The organism is Streptomyces sp. SID486 (genome assembly GCF_009865385.1).
Classification (GTDB): Bacteria; Actinomycetota; Actinomycetes; order Streptomycetales; family Streptomycetaceae; genus Streptomyces.
In genome coordinates this window covers 24,843-41,170 of the sequence record NZ_WWJT01000260.1, presented here as the reverse complement: position 1 = coordinate 41,170, position 16,328 = coordinate 24,843, and the positions used below count along the sequence as shown (strand labels likewise).

The 16,328-nt window shown below is 66.2% G+C and carries 15 protein-coding genes, 1 tRNA gene and 1 pseudogene; 14 read left to right on the top strand and 3 right to left on the bottom strand.

The features are described 5' to 3' along the window. Window positions 1–38 precede the first annotated feature (38 nt). Window positions 39–151: transfer RNA gene (locus GT045_RS12790), tRNA-Thr, on the bottom strand. A 1,205-nt stretch (window positions 152–1,356) separates the two neighbouring features. On the opposite strand from GT045_RS12790, the gene GT045_RS12785 reads away from it, so the two are divergent. The 4 genes from GT045_RS12785 (at window position 1,357) to GT045_RS12770 (ending at window position 6,386) form a co-directional block, all read left to right on the top strand. Further along, window positions 1,357–2,208, top strand: a complete 852-nt coding sequence (locus GT045_RS12785; protein WP_161334235.1) for a hypothetical protein — start codon at window positions 1,357–1,359, stop codon at window positions 2,206–2,208. Further along, entirely contained in the window at window positions 2,205–3,281 is a 1,077-nt protein-coding gene (locus GT045_RS12780) for a hypothetical protein (protein ID WP_161334234.1), read from the top strand. The genes GT045_RS12785 and GT045_RS12780 overlap by 4 nt, the downstream gene beginning before the upstream one ends. Before the next feature lie 191 nt (window positions 3,282–3,472). Beyond that, window positions 3,473–4,687 (top strand): HNH endonuclease signature motif containing protein, encoded by a 1,215-nt coding sequence (locus GT045_RS12775; protein WP_237538540.1) that lies wholly within the window; start codon window positions 3,473–3,475, stop codon window positions 4,685–4,687. Between the two features lie 577 nt (window positions 4,688–5,264). Continuing rightward, entirely contained in the window at window positions 5,265–6,386 is a 1,122-nt protein-coding gene (locus GT045_RS12770; protein WP_161334233.1) for a hypothetical protein, read from the top strand. Window positions 6,387–6,445: 59 nt separating this feature from the next. On the opposite strand, the gene GT045_RS12765 is transcribed toward GT045_RS12770, so the two are convergent. Further along, window positions 6,446–7,123, bottom strand: a complete 678-nt coding sequence (locus GT045_RS12765; RefSeq protein WP_161334232.1) for an AAA family ATPase — start codon at window positions 7,121–7,123, stop codon at window positions 6,446–6,448. Then, entirely contained in the window at window positions 7,120–7,878 is a 759-nt protein-coding gene (locus GT045_RS12760) for a GntR family transcriptional regulator (protein WP_161334231.1), read from the bottom strand. Before GT045_RS12760 ends, GT045_RS12765 begins: the two co-directional genes overlap by 4 nt. Before the next feature lie 679 nt (window positions 7,879–8,557). Between GT045_RS12760 and GT045_RS12755 the strand changes: the two genes are divergently transcribed. From GT045_RS12755 to GT045_RS12710, 10 genes and pseudogenes are all read left to right on the top strand, one after another. Then, a complete protein-coding gene (locus GT045_RS12755) occupies window positions 8,558–8,827 on the top strand; it encodes a DUF6284 family protein (RefSeq protein ID WP_161334230.1) in 270 nt (89 codons plus the stop codon). Beyond that, complete coding sequence (locus tag GT045_RS12750) at window positions 8,824–9,042, top strand: hypothetical protein (RefSeq protein WP_161334229.1); 219 nt, start codon at window positions 8,824–8,826, stop codon at window positions 9,040–9,042. The genes GT045_RS12755 and GT045_RS12750 overlap by 4 nt, the downstream gene beginning before the upstream one ends. Continuing rightward, window positions 9,039–9,647, top strand: a pseudogene (locus tag GT045_RS39660) (protein spdB); the annotation flags it as partial. The gene GT045_RS12750 and the pseudogene GT045_RS39660, both read left to right, overlap by 4 nt. A gap of 515 nt (window positions 9,648–10,162) precedes the next feature. Further along, the gene (locus GT045_RS12740; protein WP_161334227.1) at window positions 10,163–10,510 is read left to right on the top strand and encodes an RRQRL motif-containing zinc-binding protein; all 348 of its coding nucleotides are present in this window, start codon (window positions 10,163–10,165) and stop codon (window positions 10,508–10,510) included. 1 nt (window position 10,511) lies between these two features. Beyond that, window positions 10,512–10,829, top strand: a complete 318-nt coding sequence (locus GT045_RS12735) for a hypothetical protein (protein ID WP_161334226.1) — start codon at window positions 10,512–10,514, stop codon at window positions 10,827–10,829. Between the two features lie 91 nt (window positions 10,830–10,920). Beyond that, window positions 10,921–13,032, top strand: coding sequence for an FtsK/SpoIIIE domain-containing protein (locus GT045_RS12730; RefSeq protein WP_161334225.1), 2,112 nt, complete (start codon window positions 10,921–10,923; stop codon window positions 13,030–13,032). Between the two features lie 206 nt (window positions 13,033–13,238). Beyond that, a complete protein-coding gene (locus GT045_RS12725; RefSeq protein ID WP_161334224.1) occupies window positions 13,239–13,703 on the top strand; it encodes a hypothetical protein in 465 nt (154 codons plus the stop codon). Between the two features lie 89 nt (window positions 13,704–13,792). After that, window positions 13,793–14,695, top strand: coding sequence for a bifunctional DNA primase/polymerase (locus GT045_RS12720; RefSeq protein ID WP_161334223.1), 903 nt, complete (start codon window positions 13,793–13,795; stop codon window positions 14,693–14,695). Window positions 14,696–14,868: 173 nt separating this feature from the next. Further along, window positions 14,869–15,123 carry a hypothetical protein gene (locus GT045_RS39655; RefSeq protein ID WP_237538539.1) on the top strand — a complete coding sequence of 85 codons (255 nt, stop codon included), beginning with the start codon at window positions 14,869–14,871 and terminating at the stop codon, window positions 15,121–15,123. Beyond that, on the top strand, window positions 15,120–16,271 hold the full coding sequence (locus GT045_RS12710) for a DUF3631 domain-containing protein (protein WP_161334222.1): 1,152 nt from the start codon (window positions 15,120–15,122) through the stop codon (window positions 16,269–16,271). Before GT045_RS39655 ends, GT045_RS12710 begins: the two co-directional genes overlap by 4 nt. The last annotated feature ends 57 nt before the right edge of the window (window positions 16,272–16,328 follow it).

The following is a 16,328-nucleotide window of genomic DNA, read 5'->3' as shown; positions in this document are numbered from 1 at the left end:
GAAACCCATGCTAGGAACGTTCCTAGCATGGGTTTCCATGGAGCCGCTTTCGGGATTCGAACCCGAGACCTACGCATTACGAGTTGTCCGATCTTGGTCCGAGAGTGTCCGCGGTTGTTCGCCACTCTGCTGTCTCACCTGGTCAAGCGGCCTGCCGGACGCTAACGGACGGGGCCGGACCGCCTCGGAGTCAACAGCGAACGAGACCACCATTGAGACCACGTGGCAGATCAGTCGGCCGATCGCCCCTCGCGTCCTCCCGACGGCAGTAGGTAGCGGTAAGCAGAAGCAAGAAGCTCGCGCCGTCGTCGCCGGCACTGGCCGCGCTCGGACGGCCCACAGACGGCCCGACGCGAGGTCCGGTGGAGCCTCAAGCCTGAGAGGGGCTATTCCGGCAGGTGTGCTTGCCCGGAGCCCTTGACGCCCGCGCTCGCAGTTTCAAGTTTCGCCAGCTTTCGCCAGCTTTGCAGCCGGCTACCTGCACCTTTCTCATGTTAACGATGATTAACACGCCCGGAGATTTCCGGACAGATCGGTTGCCATGGCCACGTCCATAGGTACATTGGCGTTGGGTCACGTCACCGCAAGACAACCAGTGCTACGAGCCCCGGCTCGCAAACTCTGACTCCCGCATGAGCAGGGCCCGGCTCCGGCTGCATCCGGAGCCAGGCCCCCATGCGGGTAGTGGGCCCGGTCGATCATCAAGCGGCCGGGCCCACAATTGAGCCCATCCAACCGGACCACCGTTCACCTACACATCAGTGCACGAACGGCGTGACACAACCCGCGATCGTTCCAGCCACGGCCAGTAGTTCCAGCGTTAACTGGATCCACCACTGATGCCGCCGGAACCACGCAGGCTCCTCAGGCTGGCCCATGAACTCACCTCCCACCTCTCCTGGTACCTCCTGCTCGTGGGTGAGCAGAAGAGACTCACAGAGGCGAGGGCTGAGCCACGACGCGGACGCTACCGTGCACATCCGAGCACTGGGTGTGGCTGGCAGTATTCGCCAGCGTTCGCCAGGGCTTGAGCGACTGTGAGCATCTTCGAGTCACAGTCCCGGCCACCTCACCCCTCCGGCAGGTCCGTAATCCGTGCTGATAGGGGATGCCTGGAGGAGAGCAACGAGCTATACGACTGAGGCGCGGCCCGCCGTATGGGATAGCACTAGCCGTGTCAGGACTTGATCACCACAACTAGTCACGCGTGCCACACGGAGAGTAGGATCTTCCGAACTGTGCGATCCAGGAGGTCCGTTGACGGCACGCAGGCTGTTGCCCATCAATGCCTTGCTGGGTCTATGCACGCTCCACGACATCAACTCTGCGCCCCTCGCTGAAGGGGGATTCCGAGTGGTGGCACTCGAGGTCCCGCTCAGCACCGGAGCCAACAACAGTGTGGTACCCGACGTCGTGCTGTTCCACGACATGGCCGCGCACATCGTTCTATGCGAGGCCAAGTCTGGGGCGAACGTTGAGGTAGAGCAGGCACGACGCTACGGCGCGGTGACTCCAGAGAGAGTCGTCCAAGCCACCGCAGTCAACCTGCCCCATGCCGTGAAGCCGTCGATGGAAGTTCTGTACCTGGGGCTAGAGGAGCACGCTGAGCGTCTCGCCCTCAGCTTGGACAGCGCTGGAGTTGGGTATCCCCTGGTCGCGGTGTCCGACAAACTGATCCGGCTCGTTACCCCTGAACGCGCATCCGAGCACTTGAAGGCCGGCCTTCCGAGACGCGGCGTCGAGCTACTCGCCCCTCCCATCACGTACATCCCGTATGACCATGAGTCAGACGACAGCGAGTTCATCGCCCCTGTGCGTAGTCATCTAGTCAAGGCCGCGGCACTCGGCGAGAGCAGCGTGACAGTGCGCCGACTCGCCGAAGACTGTTGTCGGTACTACGCGTTCTATGGCAGAGCAGCCCGTGGGCAACTGCTACGTAAGGTGAGCGCCGCCGCACGGCAGATCGCCCGGGACTACCCAGACACTTTTCAGTGCAGTCTGAGCCCCGGCAGGGACGACACGATCGTACGCATCCTTCGAACACCCGAGGCGTTCGACGCCCGCGGAAGAACGCAGGCGTACCAAGCCTTGTCTCGACGGTCACGGTCACGACAACGTCTCCAACCCGACCCCAATCAGCTTGACCTTCTCCAAGAGCTGGGCGACGGTGACGATAGCGAAGACGACGAAGCAGAGGAGAGGCCATGACGACTCGGGCGACCATGGTCGAGCGCCTGCTTGAAGCGTCTGGGCCTACACGGACAGTGGTACTAGAGGCCCACTGCGAGGAGAACGACCCGGAAGCGAAGATTCGCGCTATTTTCGGGGCCAACAGTTACATCCCGACCGACGACGCCTTCCTTTTCCGTGTTTTCGTGAACGATGGCGAATTGTGGATCGACCAACTCGGAGGTCGATTTTGGTCCATCCACACAAGTATGCCAATGCGAAAAGTCAGTCCGTTTCTTCACGAAAAAGTGGAGCGCCGCAGGGATTTGGATTGGATGTGGCTCCCATCTGGGCACCTAGAAAACGTGTGGCCAGGAGCTATCTCCAATCGCGTCCGAACCAAATTCCATGGTCGCGATTTCCTCACAGACGATGACCCCGCTCAAGATTTGACCATCAATCTTTCTGGGCGCGGCGCCGAACGTCTACTTCGGCATATTTCCCATAATGAAAATTACAGATCCGCTGTATCTTTCGACAGCGTCCAAGTCACTATCAGCAACCCAGATCTTGGGCGGGTAAACGAGGGCGTAGACAGGATGGGGCGCTTTGCCGCATCTGGCGACCTGGAGTATCATTTTCAGTTCGTAGATACTGTAGTGCAGCGTTACCACGGATTTGTCAAGCTCTGCGAAAAGCGATCTCTTGACTGGGAATCAGTTGGGCAAGAGGGTGGCTCAAGATTTAACGGCTCGCCGATTGCCATCCGCTTTAGTCGCAGGATTCCCAACCTAGAAGACTTCGTAGCTAGTCTTTTTGCTTCAAGACAGCCATTCAGGCTATGGGGAATCCCCGAGGTTTCCGGCGATTTGGCGCGAGTGGAAGCCGTTGATTTGCATGTCGGACACACCCTTCGCCTAGAAATCGGCCCCCAATGGATGAGGGTCTACCTAGACAAGGGGACATGCGGGAATACAATTGCGCGGCTCGTCAGCAATTTGCAGCATCGGTTTGACAGTCGATTGCAATTTATCGACCCAGAGATCCAATCCGCTCTTGAAGTAAGAGATCCGGAAAACGTCGCATCGGAAAGTTTCACACCAGGGCGCTAATTTCACTGCCCGTTGTAAGCCGCAGATGGCCATGCGGCCATTTTGGCATTGCTAGGACCTACTGCTCTCTGCGTCGAGGACGTGGCATCCACCGAGCTACAGCCCCCTCCTAAAGACGACCTAATAGGGCATATCGACCAGGCCGCCGTTTTCGAGCCCACGTTGTCAGTGGCTCCTTCTAGGATTGCTCCATGACTAGGGCTGGGATTGATCGTGACGCTGTACTCCAGGCAATGAGGGAGTGCGACCAAGTAGGCCGCGAGGCTTTTCTCGCAGACAACCGCTTTGACCAGCCGCGTCAGTTCTACGTAGAACACCAGGGCCGGCTGTACGACGCTAAGGCCATAGCTAACGTGGCCTACCGCCACCAATACGGCAGCCTGCCTGAGCCTCGAATCAGTGGCGGGAAAGCGCATAGCAACAGGATTCTCAACAAGCTCGGCTTTGGCATTGTTGACGCCGCCCCTACGACCATCGAGGGAGAGCGCGCATGGCGTCACGCCGTCTGGGCGCATTTGCGAACAACCAACGAAGACATGAACAGAGTTGCCCCCAGGGCGCTTCGAGAGTTCGGCGCCTATGGAGGCGGCCAGGGCATCTGGGCGGATGTAGCGAGAACTGGCGCCATTCATAAGGGTGGCATTGCGGTCGGTGTCCTGCACACCGGGGCTCATTACCCAGACGACCTTGCCGAAGACGGTGCGCTCTACCGGTATCCCAAGACTGAGAGGGGTACAGGACGTGATACCGCGGAAATTGACGCGATGAAGGCGGCTGCACAACTGAGACTGCCAATTTTCGTGCTGGCGAAACCCACGCCCCGCTCAAAGTGGCGCATCGTTCGGTTCGCGTGGGTTGAGGGATGGGACGACCGAAGCAGCACTTTTCTGCTGTCGTACGAGAAGGAGCCACCCACGCTAATCCTCAGCGAGGATCATTCAGATAGCGAGCCCTTCGGTCTGACAGGAAACGGAAGCAGAAGGGAGCGACGAAACGTGCGTGTCAGGCCTGGGCAGCCTCGCTTCAAGCTGCGCGTCTTCCAGCGTTACACTCCCCGCTGCCCGCTCTCCGGAGTCAGCGTCCCAGAGATGCTGGAGGCGGCTCACTTGTGCCCCGTAGCAGAAGATGGCACGAACGATCCCCGCAACGGCATCCCTCTCAATGCCGCACTGCACCGTGCCTACGACGCGTATCTCTTCGCGTTCCACCCGGACACGCTCGACGTCGTCACCGTGCCCGGCGGTCCAACCCTTGACGACATGCGCATCACGAAGGGCCATCTGCGGGACCTGCCCAAGCGCCCGCACGCCGATGCCCTGCGCTGGCGATATGAAGAGTGGCTGAGGCGGTCCGGTTTGGCAGTTCTGCCGTCTCTACAGTCGGCAGAACCGATTCCAACCATCTGATCCGCAGGCGCGTGCGCCCCCGTAGCGGGGCCTTTGCGTCGGTGGGACGCTGGGAGGTTGGCGCATTGCCAGGAAGGATCAGTGCGTCGTTGTTCCCTGCTGTACGCCTCTGTTGATGTCACTCGCGGATGTCGGCCCCCTGTTGCGGCGCCCGAGGTGCCATCATCCCTTGAGAGCCGTGATCAGTGCGGCAGCCGCGGTAACAAGCGCAGCAACAGATCCGATGCCAGCAAGCCAAAGATCGATTCTTCGGCGCTGCACTTCGGCATTCTCCTCACACAGAGGCCCATCAGTCTTCGACACGGCGGTACTCCAATCTTTCCGTCAGGTAGCCCCAGGGCCTGACTGTCGCGAAACAGGCCGCCGGCCCTACCGAGTCAGCGGAGGGGCCGGGGGCATTGCGCTCTTGAGTCAAGCTGTCCGGCCAGCGGGGCACCAACTCCTCGGACTTTCCCGGCAATTGCCGGACAGCGTTCAGGCTGGTGCCTTAGGCTTCCTCCACAGCCTCCGGACGTTCCCGGACAGCTCCGGACGCTGCCGGACTGACTCGGACGCTCGGACCAGAGCGAGGGGGAGCATGACTAACGGTCTGGCCAAACAGCTTCGAGATCTGCGCCTTCGGGTCGGCAATCCCTCCGTGAGAGAACTTGAGCGTCTGATGCACGGAGCTGGACGCCATCGCCCCATGGCGCGGTCGACAATTCAAGACAAGCTCTCAGGAAAAAGTGCGGCGAGCCTCCATCAATTGCTTTCATTGGTGGCAGCAATAGCCGAGTTCGGAAGGAGGCATGGAACCCCCCTCTCCACTCAGGAAGTGGACGAAAATTCCTGGCGCGCTAAGTTCGTTGCCGCTAATGCGAAGCACTCACCTATTAGCGGAATCTCACCCGTCGCAGAAATCAAGCACGCAAGCATAAGGAAGCCGCTAAATTTGCTTCCATTCCAACGGGCTGGAATGTTCGATCTAGTTGACCTAATCGAGCAGTCCGAGGGCGCACCCGTCTCCACTTGGCTACCGCACGTAACTGGCGAAATGACCAAAGCTCGAATTCCATGTGATAGCCTCATGGAATGGGTTGCGGAGGGCACACCTCATGAGGTCATTCAATGCATCATCGCTTTGGATGAAGCCTTCCCCGTGGAAGATACTAATAACGAAGACCCGTGGTTTAACGGAAACACAGCAAAGAAGTCCGCCATCGTCGAGATGCTGCTTCGCTATGCCGCCAGGGTTCATGGAAGCTCTACACCTGTAATCACTGCAGGACTGCGCCGAGCAGATGCAGGTGAGTACGTCGAAACTTTCCTGACACTCATAGCTTGTTGGCATCTTCCGCCAAGCCTGCAAGGGGCAGTGCTAGATCTGAACCTTGCCCAGCTGGCCGAGGATGCCAAAAATCTCCTGCACCACGTCGGCGCCAGGCGTAGAAGTGACCGGATCATGGAAGTCGTGCGGCATTTTGACGAGTTCGGCACATCCGCGGAAAGAGACATCATCCTAGCGGGAATGGCATCCGACAAAGAGCGTTTCATGGTTGGCATGAAGCAGACAGTGCTGGAACCAGAATTGCAGGACGCCCTACTAGCTTCGGTACAGCCGCACATGCGGCAGATCCTGTCCGAAGCCCTCAATGTCGCGGGAATGGAGGAACAGGGGACACAACTTGCCGTTCCGGGAGATGATGAACTTCCCTTCTGATCACCATCGCAGTCAGCGGAATCATTCGGGACCCTGCAGTTCCATTTGATAAGGCGCCGTCAAGGGTTGGCGGCATCCATGGCCGCAATCACGGCCGCAGCGTCACCCCGGTAGAGGAGGTGTGGTTCGTCCGCCTCAGGAGGGAAGAACCGGTTTCGGTACCGCTGTAGGTCGCTCTCCGAGAAGTAGATGGAGTTCGGATCGTCCGCGTGAAACTCGTTGCGCTTACTGACCCTCTCCCACAGTTCGTCATGGCTGGCAGCGAGGTAGACCAGAACAGGGACGGCGCCAGCGTCGGTGGCGATACGGCGCCACTTGGCTCGGTCGGCCGGCGTCCAGAAGCCATGGTCGACCACGACGTTATGGCCGGCCTTGAGGTGCTCCGCGAGTTCAAGGGCCACGTCTTCGAGCACAGGCCGTTCAAGGGTGGGGAACGTGCCCCGCGGGAAGTCGACCCCATACACACCGTGCCGGCGGTACATCTCCTCATCTGGGCACAGGCGTATGAACCCACGATCCGTCAGGGCGCGGGAGAGGGTGGTCTTGCCGGAGCCCGGAAGCCCGGCCATGAGGACGCAGAACGGTGGACGTGATGGCATCGGTCTCGTCATGGTCTGGGAGATGAGGTCTATCTCCGCTTCGGCTTCAACGGTGCTTGCGCCAGCCCTGCGGGCCGTGAGGAGTGAACCTAGGCGCTCTTCGAGCACGCTCGCGAGCGTGTCGGCCAAGACCGTCATGGGGTCACCTCTGATTCTGTGCGCCACGTGCGACCGGGGCCCCCAAGGTCCACGCCGTATTCCACGACGTTTCCCTCACTGTCCACAAACTTAGCCGTCATCACGACCACCGGTTCGGCCGGTTGGCGTTCGGGATCCAGCTCCAAGAGGTGTGCGTACTCCGGCGTCAGTAGACGTGCCGTGGCAGTGTCGACGCGATGACTGATCGGGTTGCCGGTAGCCTGCGCGATGAGCTGGAGTGAGGTACCGCCCTTCAGCCGTGCGCTCTCAGCCAGTTGTGGGATCAGCTTCCCGTAACGAGCGGGAATCCATGACGTGCTGTGGGCCACGATGCCGTGCCGGTCGCGGTACACCCGGCTACGGCGGATCACCTCGGAGCCGGGCTGAATGTCCAGTGCCTGTGCCACGTCGGCGGGCGCCGCCACTACGGCCGCCTGGTGCGAGTCGGACCTTTCGCCGGCCCCCCAGCTAGATCCGGTGCGGCGCCCCCGGTCCTGGCGCTGAGATCCCGAAGACATGGGGGCGGGCTGGTCCAGAACCTCGGTGCCGATCCCGTGGATACCGCGCACAAGTCCCTCGTTGCGCAGCTTGCGCAGAGCCTTTTCCGCCGTGGCGGTGCTCACGGCCCACTCTTCCGACAGGTTCTTGATGCTCGGCAAGAGGGTGCCTGGCTCTAGCTGTCCAGACGTAATCAGCTCCGTGTAGTGGGCGGCAATCTTCGCGTACGGGGCCCGATTGTCGGCCTGGCCTGCCATGGCGCCTGCTCCCTTTAGTCACTTCCCTGAGGTTCCCTACCTTACCGCTTGACACCGCAGGGAACCCTAGGGAACCTTAGGGATGTGTCCGACGGATGGAAACAGCCGCCGGGTGCCGGACCCCGGCATGTCCGCAGCTCAAGAGGGGGCTTGCCGGCCCGGAAGCGCTTAGGCGTGCGGAGGAAAACCCGCGAGGGCGAGTACGAAGACAGCGATCGTTGGTTGAGAATTCAATAGGGATTCGATTTGGCGGGATTCTGCCCGCCCTCGCATCGGCCCGAGTGACGGCCGTCGGCGGCCACTTCGCGGCGGGCGAGCAGTCCCGTCCTGCGTGCCAGCCCTGGAGAACGTCCCTCGGGATCACCCCTTCCTTACGGAAGGCCAACCCGTGAGACGCCACCTGGTGCGCGCCGTCCTGCTGGCGTCAGAGCAGTGACCATGACGCACCCGATCCCCGGCTCGGGACCGGCGCTCCGTGGCAACGGCGCGTCGGCGAAGCCCGATCTCACTTCGTCCAGCCTCCGCAGCTCGTTCGCTGCGGCCGGTTGCCTCCGCTGCTCGTCTCGCACGAGCAGCGCTGAGGGGAGCCGGATCTACCGACTTCAACGGCGCGTGGCCCCGGTGCTGGAACACCGGGGCCACTGTTCGGGCCGTTCCTGTGTGAGAGGAACCAGACCCAATGAGCCACATCGTTACTGTTCAGGACGCTGTTACCGCGTTCGCCGACTTCATGGAGCCGACGACCGCGGAGCTGGACGCGATCGAGCAGGAGATGCCCGCGATCCTGGCGGCCGTCGACCTGCTCGACGCACAGATCATCACGCTGGGACGCACGCCGTCCGAGCTGGACGCGCAGCGCATCCGCCGGGCCCGCCGACGTTTGCTCGCCGCCCGCCGGGAGCTGGCCAACCGCACCGCCGCCGCGAGCCTGCCCGGCGGTGCGGCATGAGCGGCCGCCTGTACCTGGCGCTGATCCTGTGCGTGGTCGCCTTCGAGTGGTGGGCGAAGTTCATTGCCCACGACGGGTTGCTGACCGCGCTGGCCTGCGTCCTGGGGCTGGCCGTCATCGCGGTCCGGTACCTGACGCAGCCGCCGGCCGAGGCCGAGTGCCCGCCCGACTGCACGAAGTGCGCCGACTCGGAGTCGCGGGAGGGGGAGCGATGAGCAGCAAACGCAGCGCGTCGGCCGCCCCGGCCGTCGCCATGACGGCGGTGTCCATGGTCCTGACCCTGGCCGTGGTCGTGATGTGGCTGGGCGGCTCGATGCCGTGGGGCATCGCCCTGGTCGTCGGCCTCGGCCTGGACGGCGGCTGGCTCGCCACCCTCGCCTACGAACGACGCCTCGCCCGCCAGGGCGACCACAACAACGCCATGACTGCGGTCGGCTGGGGATTCGGCGTGGTCGCGACCGGTGTCCTGGTCGCTCACGCGCTCTCCGCCGACGGCAACACCGGCGCCTGGCTCGCGGTGTCCTGGCTGCCGCTCGGGGCAAAGGCCCTGTGGCTGGTCCACGGGCTGTGGGAGCAGACCGCGCTGACTCCGGGCGCGCTGGAGTCGATCCGCACGATCCAGCAGCAGGCCCGCGACGCGGCGGCGCTGGAACGGGCCCGGCTGCGGGCCGAAGCCGGCACCGAGCAGACCCGCCTCGCGGCGGTCACGGCGGCCGGGGCCCGGGTCGCCCGGGTCCGTGCCACGACCGCGACCAAGCTCGCCAAGGCGTGGTCGCAGCTCGAAGGCACCCAGCAGGGCGAGGGCGCCGCACGGGCCCTGGCAGGCACGGCCGACGGGTGGGCATTGCCCACCTGGACCACCCCGCCCGCCCTCACCGCCGCGATCACAGCAGGTGGAACGGATGCGGAGGAATCGACCGTAACCGCGGTGGAACGGTCTAGGGTTGGCCTGCCGGAATCGACCCCGGCCACGGTCACCCTGATCCGGCTCCCGCTGCCCGATCCGGTCCCGGCCGCCGTGGGCAAGTCGGGTCGCCTGCTCAAGCCGGTGGCCGCCCTTCCGTCCCCGGAGTCGATCCCGACCCGGCCGACTGCACGACAGTCGGTGGCGGCTGAGTCGACCCGCGCGGCGCGGGCCACGTACCGGGTCCCTGAGACGGCGAAGACCCCGCGGGTGCGCCGCACCCCGGAACAGCTCATGACCGAGGCCCGCGCCGTGACGGCCGACTGGACTAACGCGCAGATCACCGGTGAGGGCATCCGCCGGGAACTGCGCACCTCCCCGGCCAACGCGCGCAAGCTGCGTGACGCCCTGCTTGCCGAGCGGGCCGGCTGATGGGGGCGCTGCCGGTGTTCCGGTGGCGGCTGGCCCCGGACGGCTACGCCACCCGCCGACAGCTCCGCGCACGCGGCCTACGGCCGGGTGGCCAGGGCGTGGCCGCCGAGTTGCAACGGCCCCGCCGCCGCCGGCCACCGCTGGTCGCCTACCTGTACCGCGTCGACCTGGCCAAGCCGGTTAGGCCGATGACGCCCGGCCGGTGGGCGGCGCTGGCCAAGGCCAACCGCGCCCGCCGTCTCTGCCCTGCCTGCCGCCGTGATGCGGGCTACGTCATCCCCGCATCGCTCGGCATGTGCACCCCCTGCGCCTTCCCCGAACCCTCCCCAGCCCTGAGGAGTGCCTGACATGGGCAAGCCCGACACCCGCCGCCTGGACCGCGCGATCCGGGAGACGAACCGCAAGCTCGAAGCGGTCCGCAACCGCGAGATGTGGCCGCTGGACGGCCGCGAACGCCGCGCCGTCCTCGGGGCCCTCGCCGGCGGCTCGTACCGGATCGTCCGGGGCGACAGCCCCGCCCGCGCCGAACGCCAGTTGGACACCGCCTGGCAGTCCGCTGAGACACGGCTGGTCGCGGAGATCGCGGCGATGCACACCGAGCGGCAGCGGATCGTCAACGAGGCCGCCACCGCCCGCGCCGCGCAGAAGTCCTCCCGCTGGTGGTGACCAGCCCGGCCGGGCCCCCGCGGCCCGGCCCCCTCGCCGCACCCTCCCCCCTCGCTTCGCCCCGAACCGGGGCAGTCAGGAGCCTGCCGTTATGAGCGGCAACGTCGTCCACCTGCACAAGAACACCACGCCCACCGACCCGGCCGTGACCACGCTGACCGTGGTCCCCGACCTGCCGGCCGCGCCCCCCGTGCCGTTGTGGCTGCGGTCCGGCCGCGCCGTGCGGACGGCCGTCACCCACGAGGCGACGAAGACGACCGCCCGCACGGTCGCCCGGCACAGCCTGTACATCGTCGGGGGCGCGCGGATCATGGGCCGCCGGGCGTGGGACAGCCGGACCACCGCCCGCTACGAGCGGTACATGCGCACCGCCGAAGCCGCGGGGAACTTCGAGGCGGCGGCCGAGTGGGAGGAGCGAGGGCAGCGCTTCCGCGACGCCCGCCACCGCCGCCGCATGGACCTGCTGCACTCGCCGCTGGACGCGGCCAAGGGCGCGGCCGTCAGCGCCGGTATGGGCGTCGGCGGACTGGTCCTGCTCGGCATCGCGATGGCCATCGCCACGAAGGACGCCACCGAGGTCGTCACCCCCCTCATGGCGGTCATCAAGTTCATCAACCTGCTGATCACCATCGTGCAAGTGGTGTGGGGACCGGCCCTGACGATTGGCCCGTTCCTGGCCCTGCTCGCCCTGTGGTCGGTCGGGGCCCACCAGCAGGCCGCACCGCAGTGGGCGCTGCCGGCAGGCGTCCGCTCCGGTGAGGGCGAGCCGATTACCCCGTCGATTGTGGTTAAGGCCCTGCGTGACCTGGGGGTGCCCGCGCTGCGTAGGGCGATTCAGGAGATGGGCGACGCGGGGGCGTCGATGCTGTCCCCGATCGTCATCGCCGGATGCGGTGTCGAGGTCGACGTCACCCTGCCGTCGGGGGTGTCGACCAACGAGGTCCAGAACCGGCGCCGGAAGCTTGCCGAGAACCTGTCCCGGCACGAGCACGAGGTGTTCATCACCATCCCGCAGGCGGCCCGTACGGTGCGGCTGTGGGTGGCCGACTCCGGGGCGCTGGACGAACCGATCGGCCCGTCCCCGCTGGCCACCGACGACACGATGACCGCCGACTACGCCAAGGGGAAAGCGCCATGGGGGCAGGACCTGCGCGGCGACGCCGCCGCCCTGAGCCTCTATCAGCGGCACCTGCTCATCACCGGACTGTCGAACCAGGGCAAGACCGTGGCCCTGCGGTCCCTGGCGCTGTGGCTGTCGCTGGACAAGTCGGTGCAGTTCCTCATGGGGGACCTCAAGGGCGTGGGCGACTGGGCCATGTTCGACGGCCTCGCCCTCACCCTCATTCAGGGCCCCACCGATGAGCACGTGATCCAGGTGACCGAGATGGTCGAAGGCGCGGTCGAGGAGATGAACCGCCGTATCCAGGCCCCTCCCGGCACCACGTTCCCGCCGCTGATCGTGCTGGTCGATGAGGCACAGGTGGCGTTCATGTGCCCGGCCAAGGACGAGGACAAGCGCCCCTACGGCGGCGCCAAGGCCAACTCCCGGTACTTCATGGCCGTCCGCAAAATCCACAACCAGGGCCGCGCGGTCAACGTCCTGATGTGGCAGGGCACCCAGGACCCCACCAACGAAAACCTGCCCAAGCTCGTCCGCGAAGGCGCCCACACCCGCGCCAGCCTCGCCCTGGGCACCGAATCGCAGGCCCGCATGGCGCTGGGCGACAAAGCCGTCGATGGTGGCGCCGCCCCGAACCTGCTGCGCCCGGGGCTGGACCGCGGGACGCTGGTCGTCGCCTCCGACGGCATCACCATCCCGGCCGGCCAGTCCTCCATCACCGTGCGCACGCACTACATCGACGACGACACCGCCGAAGCCATCACCGACCGGGCAAAGGCCCTGCGCGACGGCGTCACCACCCTGCACGCCATCGAACGCGACGACGAGGAACGCGACCCGCTCGCCGACATCGCTCACGTCATCGGGGACGCCCCGCGGCTGCGCACCCAGGACGTGCTCAAGCGGCTCTCCGTGCTGAACCCCGAGGCGTACGGCACCTGGTCGCCCGTCGACCTCACCCGCGTCCTGGACGGCACCGGCGCCGAGCCGTACAAGTCCGACGGCCGCATGGTCGTCGGCCGCGACCACATCACCCGCGCCCTCGCCCACCGCGACGCCGATGGTTCCGCTTCCGACGCCTGACGGCAGGGAGCCGAGCCCGCCCGGGTCAGGGAGGCAGGGAGAACTCCCTCACTCCCTCCCTGACCTGCCTCCCTGGCCCTGACCAGCACAAATGATCGCCCAGGGAGGAAGGGAGGCACCCCAGCTCAGCAGCCTGAGACCCCCTCCACACGGCACCCCAAGGGGGTGCCTCCGCCTCCCTGACTGAGCCCCGGAAGGGATTCCACATGCACCCCGAACCCACCCGCAGCGCACCCGCCGGCCGGGTCGTCAACCTCCACCAGCCCGCGCCCCTCACCCCGGCCGCCATCATCCCGGCCCCGGTCGTCCCCGTGCAGCCGCAGGCCGTTCCGACCGTGGCGAGCATCGTCCTGCCGGACGGGCGGATCGTCACCGGCTACGCCGTCAGCACCCTGCAGCCCGAACCGGTCGCGGCCAAGCCGCCCGTCTCCCGCGCGGCGGTGAACGTCGCCCTGGGAGGCGTCGGATTCCTCGCCGTGTGCGGCGGACTGCTCCTGCTCACCACGTTCATCACCGCACTCACGGCGCTGATCACCCAGCTCATCATCCTGGCCGCCGTCATCTTCGGCGGATGGATCGCCATCCAGGTCTTCAGCACCAACGGCCGACGGCAGGGCACCACGGTCCACATCCGCCGCGCGGTCTTCAAACGCAACCACTTCCACAGCTAGCTACGCCAAGGGCGGCCCCCATCGTCTCGCCAAAGCCGCGGGGCCGCCCTTGTCACCCAGCACCATCTAGAGCACTGGAGACATCCAGCATGACCCATGACGCCCAAACCGCGCTGCTCCATGCAGCCTTAGCCGCCGCCGAGCGCGGCTGGCACGTCTTCCCGTGCAGGCCCGGCAGCAAGCCGCCCGCCCTGCACGGAGAGAAGACCTGCACCCGTACCGACCCGTGCACGACCGGGCACGTGAAGTGGGAGCAGCGCGCCACCACCGACCCCGCCCGCATCCGCGCCGCATGGTCGCGGGCGCCGTTCAACGTCGGCATCGCCACCGGCCCGTCCGGGCTGGTCGTCATCGACCTGGACGTGCCCAAGGACAAGAACAGTTCGGACGCGCCTAGCGGCGCGACCACCTTTGCAGCGCTCTGCGAGCGCGCCGGACACGCCGTCCCCGACACCTACCGGGTGCGGACCGCGAGCGGTGGAGCGCACCTGTACTTCACCTGCCCGCCCGGTCTGAGGTTGGGCAACACGGCGAGCACCGTGGCGGTTTCGGTCGACACTCGGGCGTGGGGCGGGTACGTCGTCGCGACCGGCAGCATCACCCCGGTCGGACGGTACGAGGCACTGTGCGCCTCTGTGGCCGCTCCTCTGCCGTCGTGGCTGCTGAGCATCCTGAATCCCGCTCCCGCGCGTCCTGTGGGGACTCTGAGGCTGCCAGCGGTGGACGGCAGCCGCGCCGCCCTCGCCGCGCTGGAAGCCGAATGCGCGACGGTGGCCGCCGCCCCGGAAGGCTTGCGCAACACCGTCCTGAACCGATGCGCCTTCAAGGTGGGGCGGTTCGTCGCATGGCGCGACCTCCCCCGGCACGTGGCCGAGGACGCCTTCCAAGGGGCGGGCGAGGCGGTGGGACTCACCGCGGCCGAGTGCCGCACCACCATCCGCAGCGCCCTGGACAGCTCCATCCGCAAAGCCCGCCCCAGGCAGGCGGCATGAGCGCCCCCGCCGCATCCCCCTTGGAAGGCCAACCGTCGACGCCCACCGGTCGACGCGTCGCCGAGCAACCCGTGCCCGGGCCGGTCGTGGGCGAGCCGACAGGCGCCGCCCGCAAGGGCGTCGTCACTGCACTTAGCTCTCAGCGGTTCAAATCCGACGAGGCCCGCCACGGCATGGCAGACCCGACACCGGGGCGGCCTGGTCTTCGGATCTACGCCCCGCCGGTTTACCGCCACCACTGGGACGGCGCCCGCTGGTCCACCCGCACCGGCGACACCCCCACCGCCGCCTACGCCTGCCCCTGCGGACAGACCAGCACCGCCAGTGGCCCCCGCGCCGTGGCCGCACTGGTCGCCGAGTACGACGCCCACAAGTCCGCTTGCACCGGAAAGCCCGCCGCACCCACGGAAGAGAGGGCCGCCGCATGACCCCTACGCCCATCGACGGGGCCGCGCTGCTGGACGAGGTGGAAGCCTTCCACCGTCGCTTCAACGTCTTCCCCCACGAGGCCGGCTACGTGGCCGTCGCACTGTGGGACGCGCACGCCCACCTGCTCGACTCCTTCGACTCCACCCCGCGCCTGGCGTTCCTGTCCCCCGAGCCGGGGTCGGGGAAGTCTCGGGCGCTGGAGGTAGTGGAAACGCTCGTGCCCAACTCCATGGCGGCCGTGGACGCGTCGGCCGCCGCCCTGTTCCGGTCCGTCTCCGGGATCAACGGCGGACGGCCCACGATCTTGTTCGATGAGATCGACACCGTCTTCGGGCCCAAGGCAGGGGAGAACGAACAGCTCCGAGGGTTCCTCAACGCCGGCCACGCACGAGGACGCCCCATGTTCCGATGCGTCGGTGACGGAGCCAACCAGCAAGTACAGGAGTTCCCCTCGTTCTGCGCGGTGGCCGTCGCCGGACTCGGGCACCTTCCCGACACGATCATGACCCGGTCGGTCGTCGTCCGCATGCGCCGCCGGGCCCGCAACGAGAAAGTCGAACCCTTCCGCACCCGCATCCACGTCCGACAGGGGCACGCACTCCGGGACCGGCTCGCCAAGTGGGCCGAGATCGTACAGGAACAGGTCACCGACGTGTTCCCGGAGATGCCGGACGGGGTGACCGACCGGCCGGCCGACGTGTGGGAACCGTTGATCGCCGTCGCCGACGCCGCCGGCGGACACTGGCCCGAGCGCGCCCGTCAAGCCTGCCTCACGTTCGTCAACGCCGCCCGCGCCAACGACAAAGGCAGCATCGGCGTCCGACTCCTGACCGACCTGCGCGACCACGTCCTGTCCGGCATCGACCGCCTGCCCACCGTCGCCGTCCTCGACCGGCTCAACGCCCTGGACGACGCCCCATGGGCCGACATGGGCGGCCGGCCGCTCGACTCGCGACGCCTGTCCAAGATGCTCAGCGAGTACGCCGCCACCGATGGCGACCCCATCACCTCCCGCAACATCAAGACCGGCGGCGGTGTCCTCAAGGGCTACTACGCCTCCGATCTCTGGGACGCGTGGCAGCGCTACTGCCCCCCTCCCCCGGAAAGTCCGCTACCTCCGCTACCGGGCACCGAAAACCTGACCTGACCAGCGTTAACGCGGTAGCGGCAAGCGGGCGTGCGTGCCGCTACCCATCCGCTACCT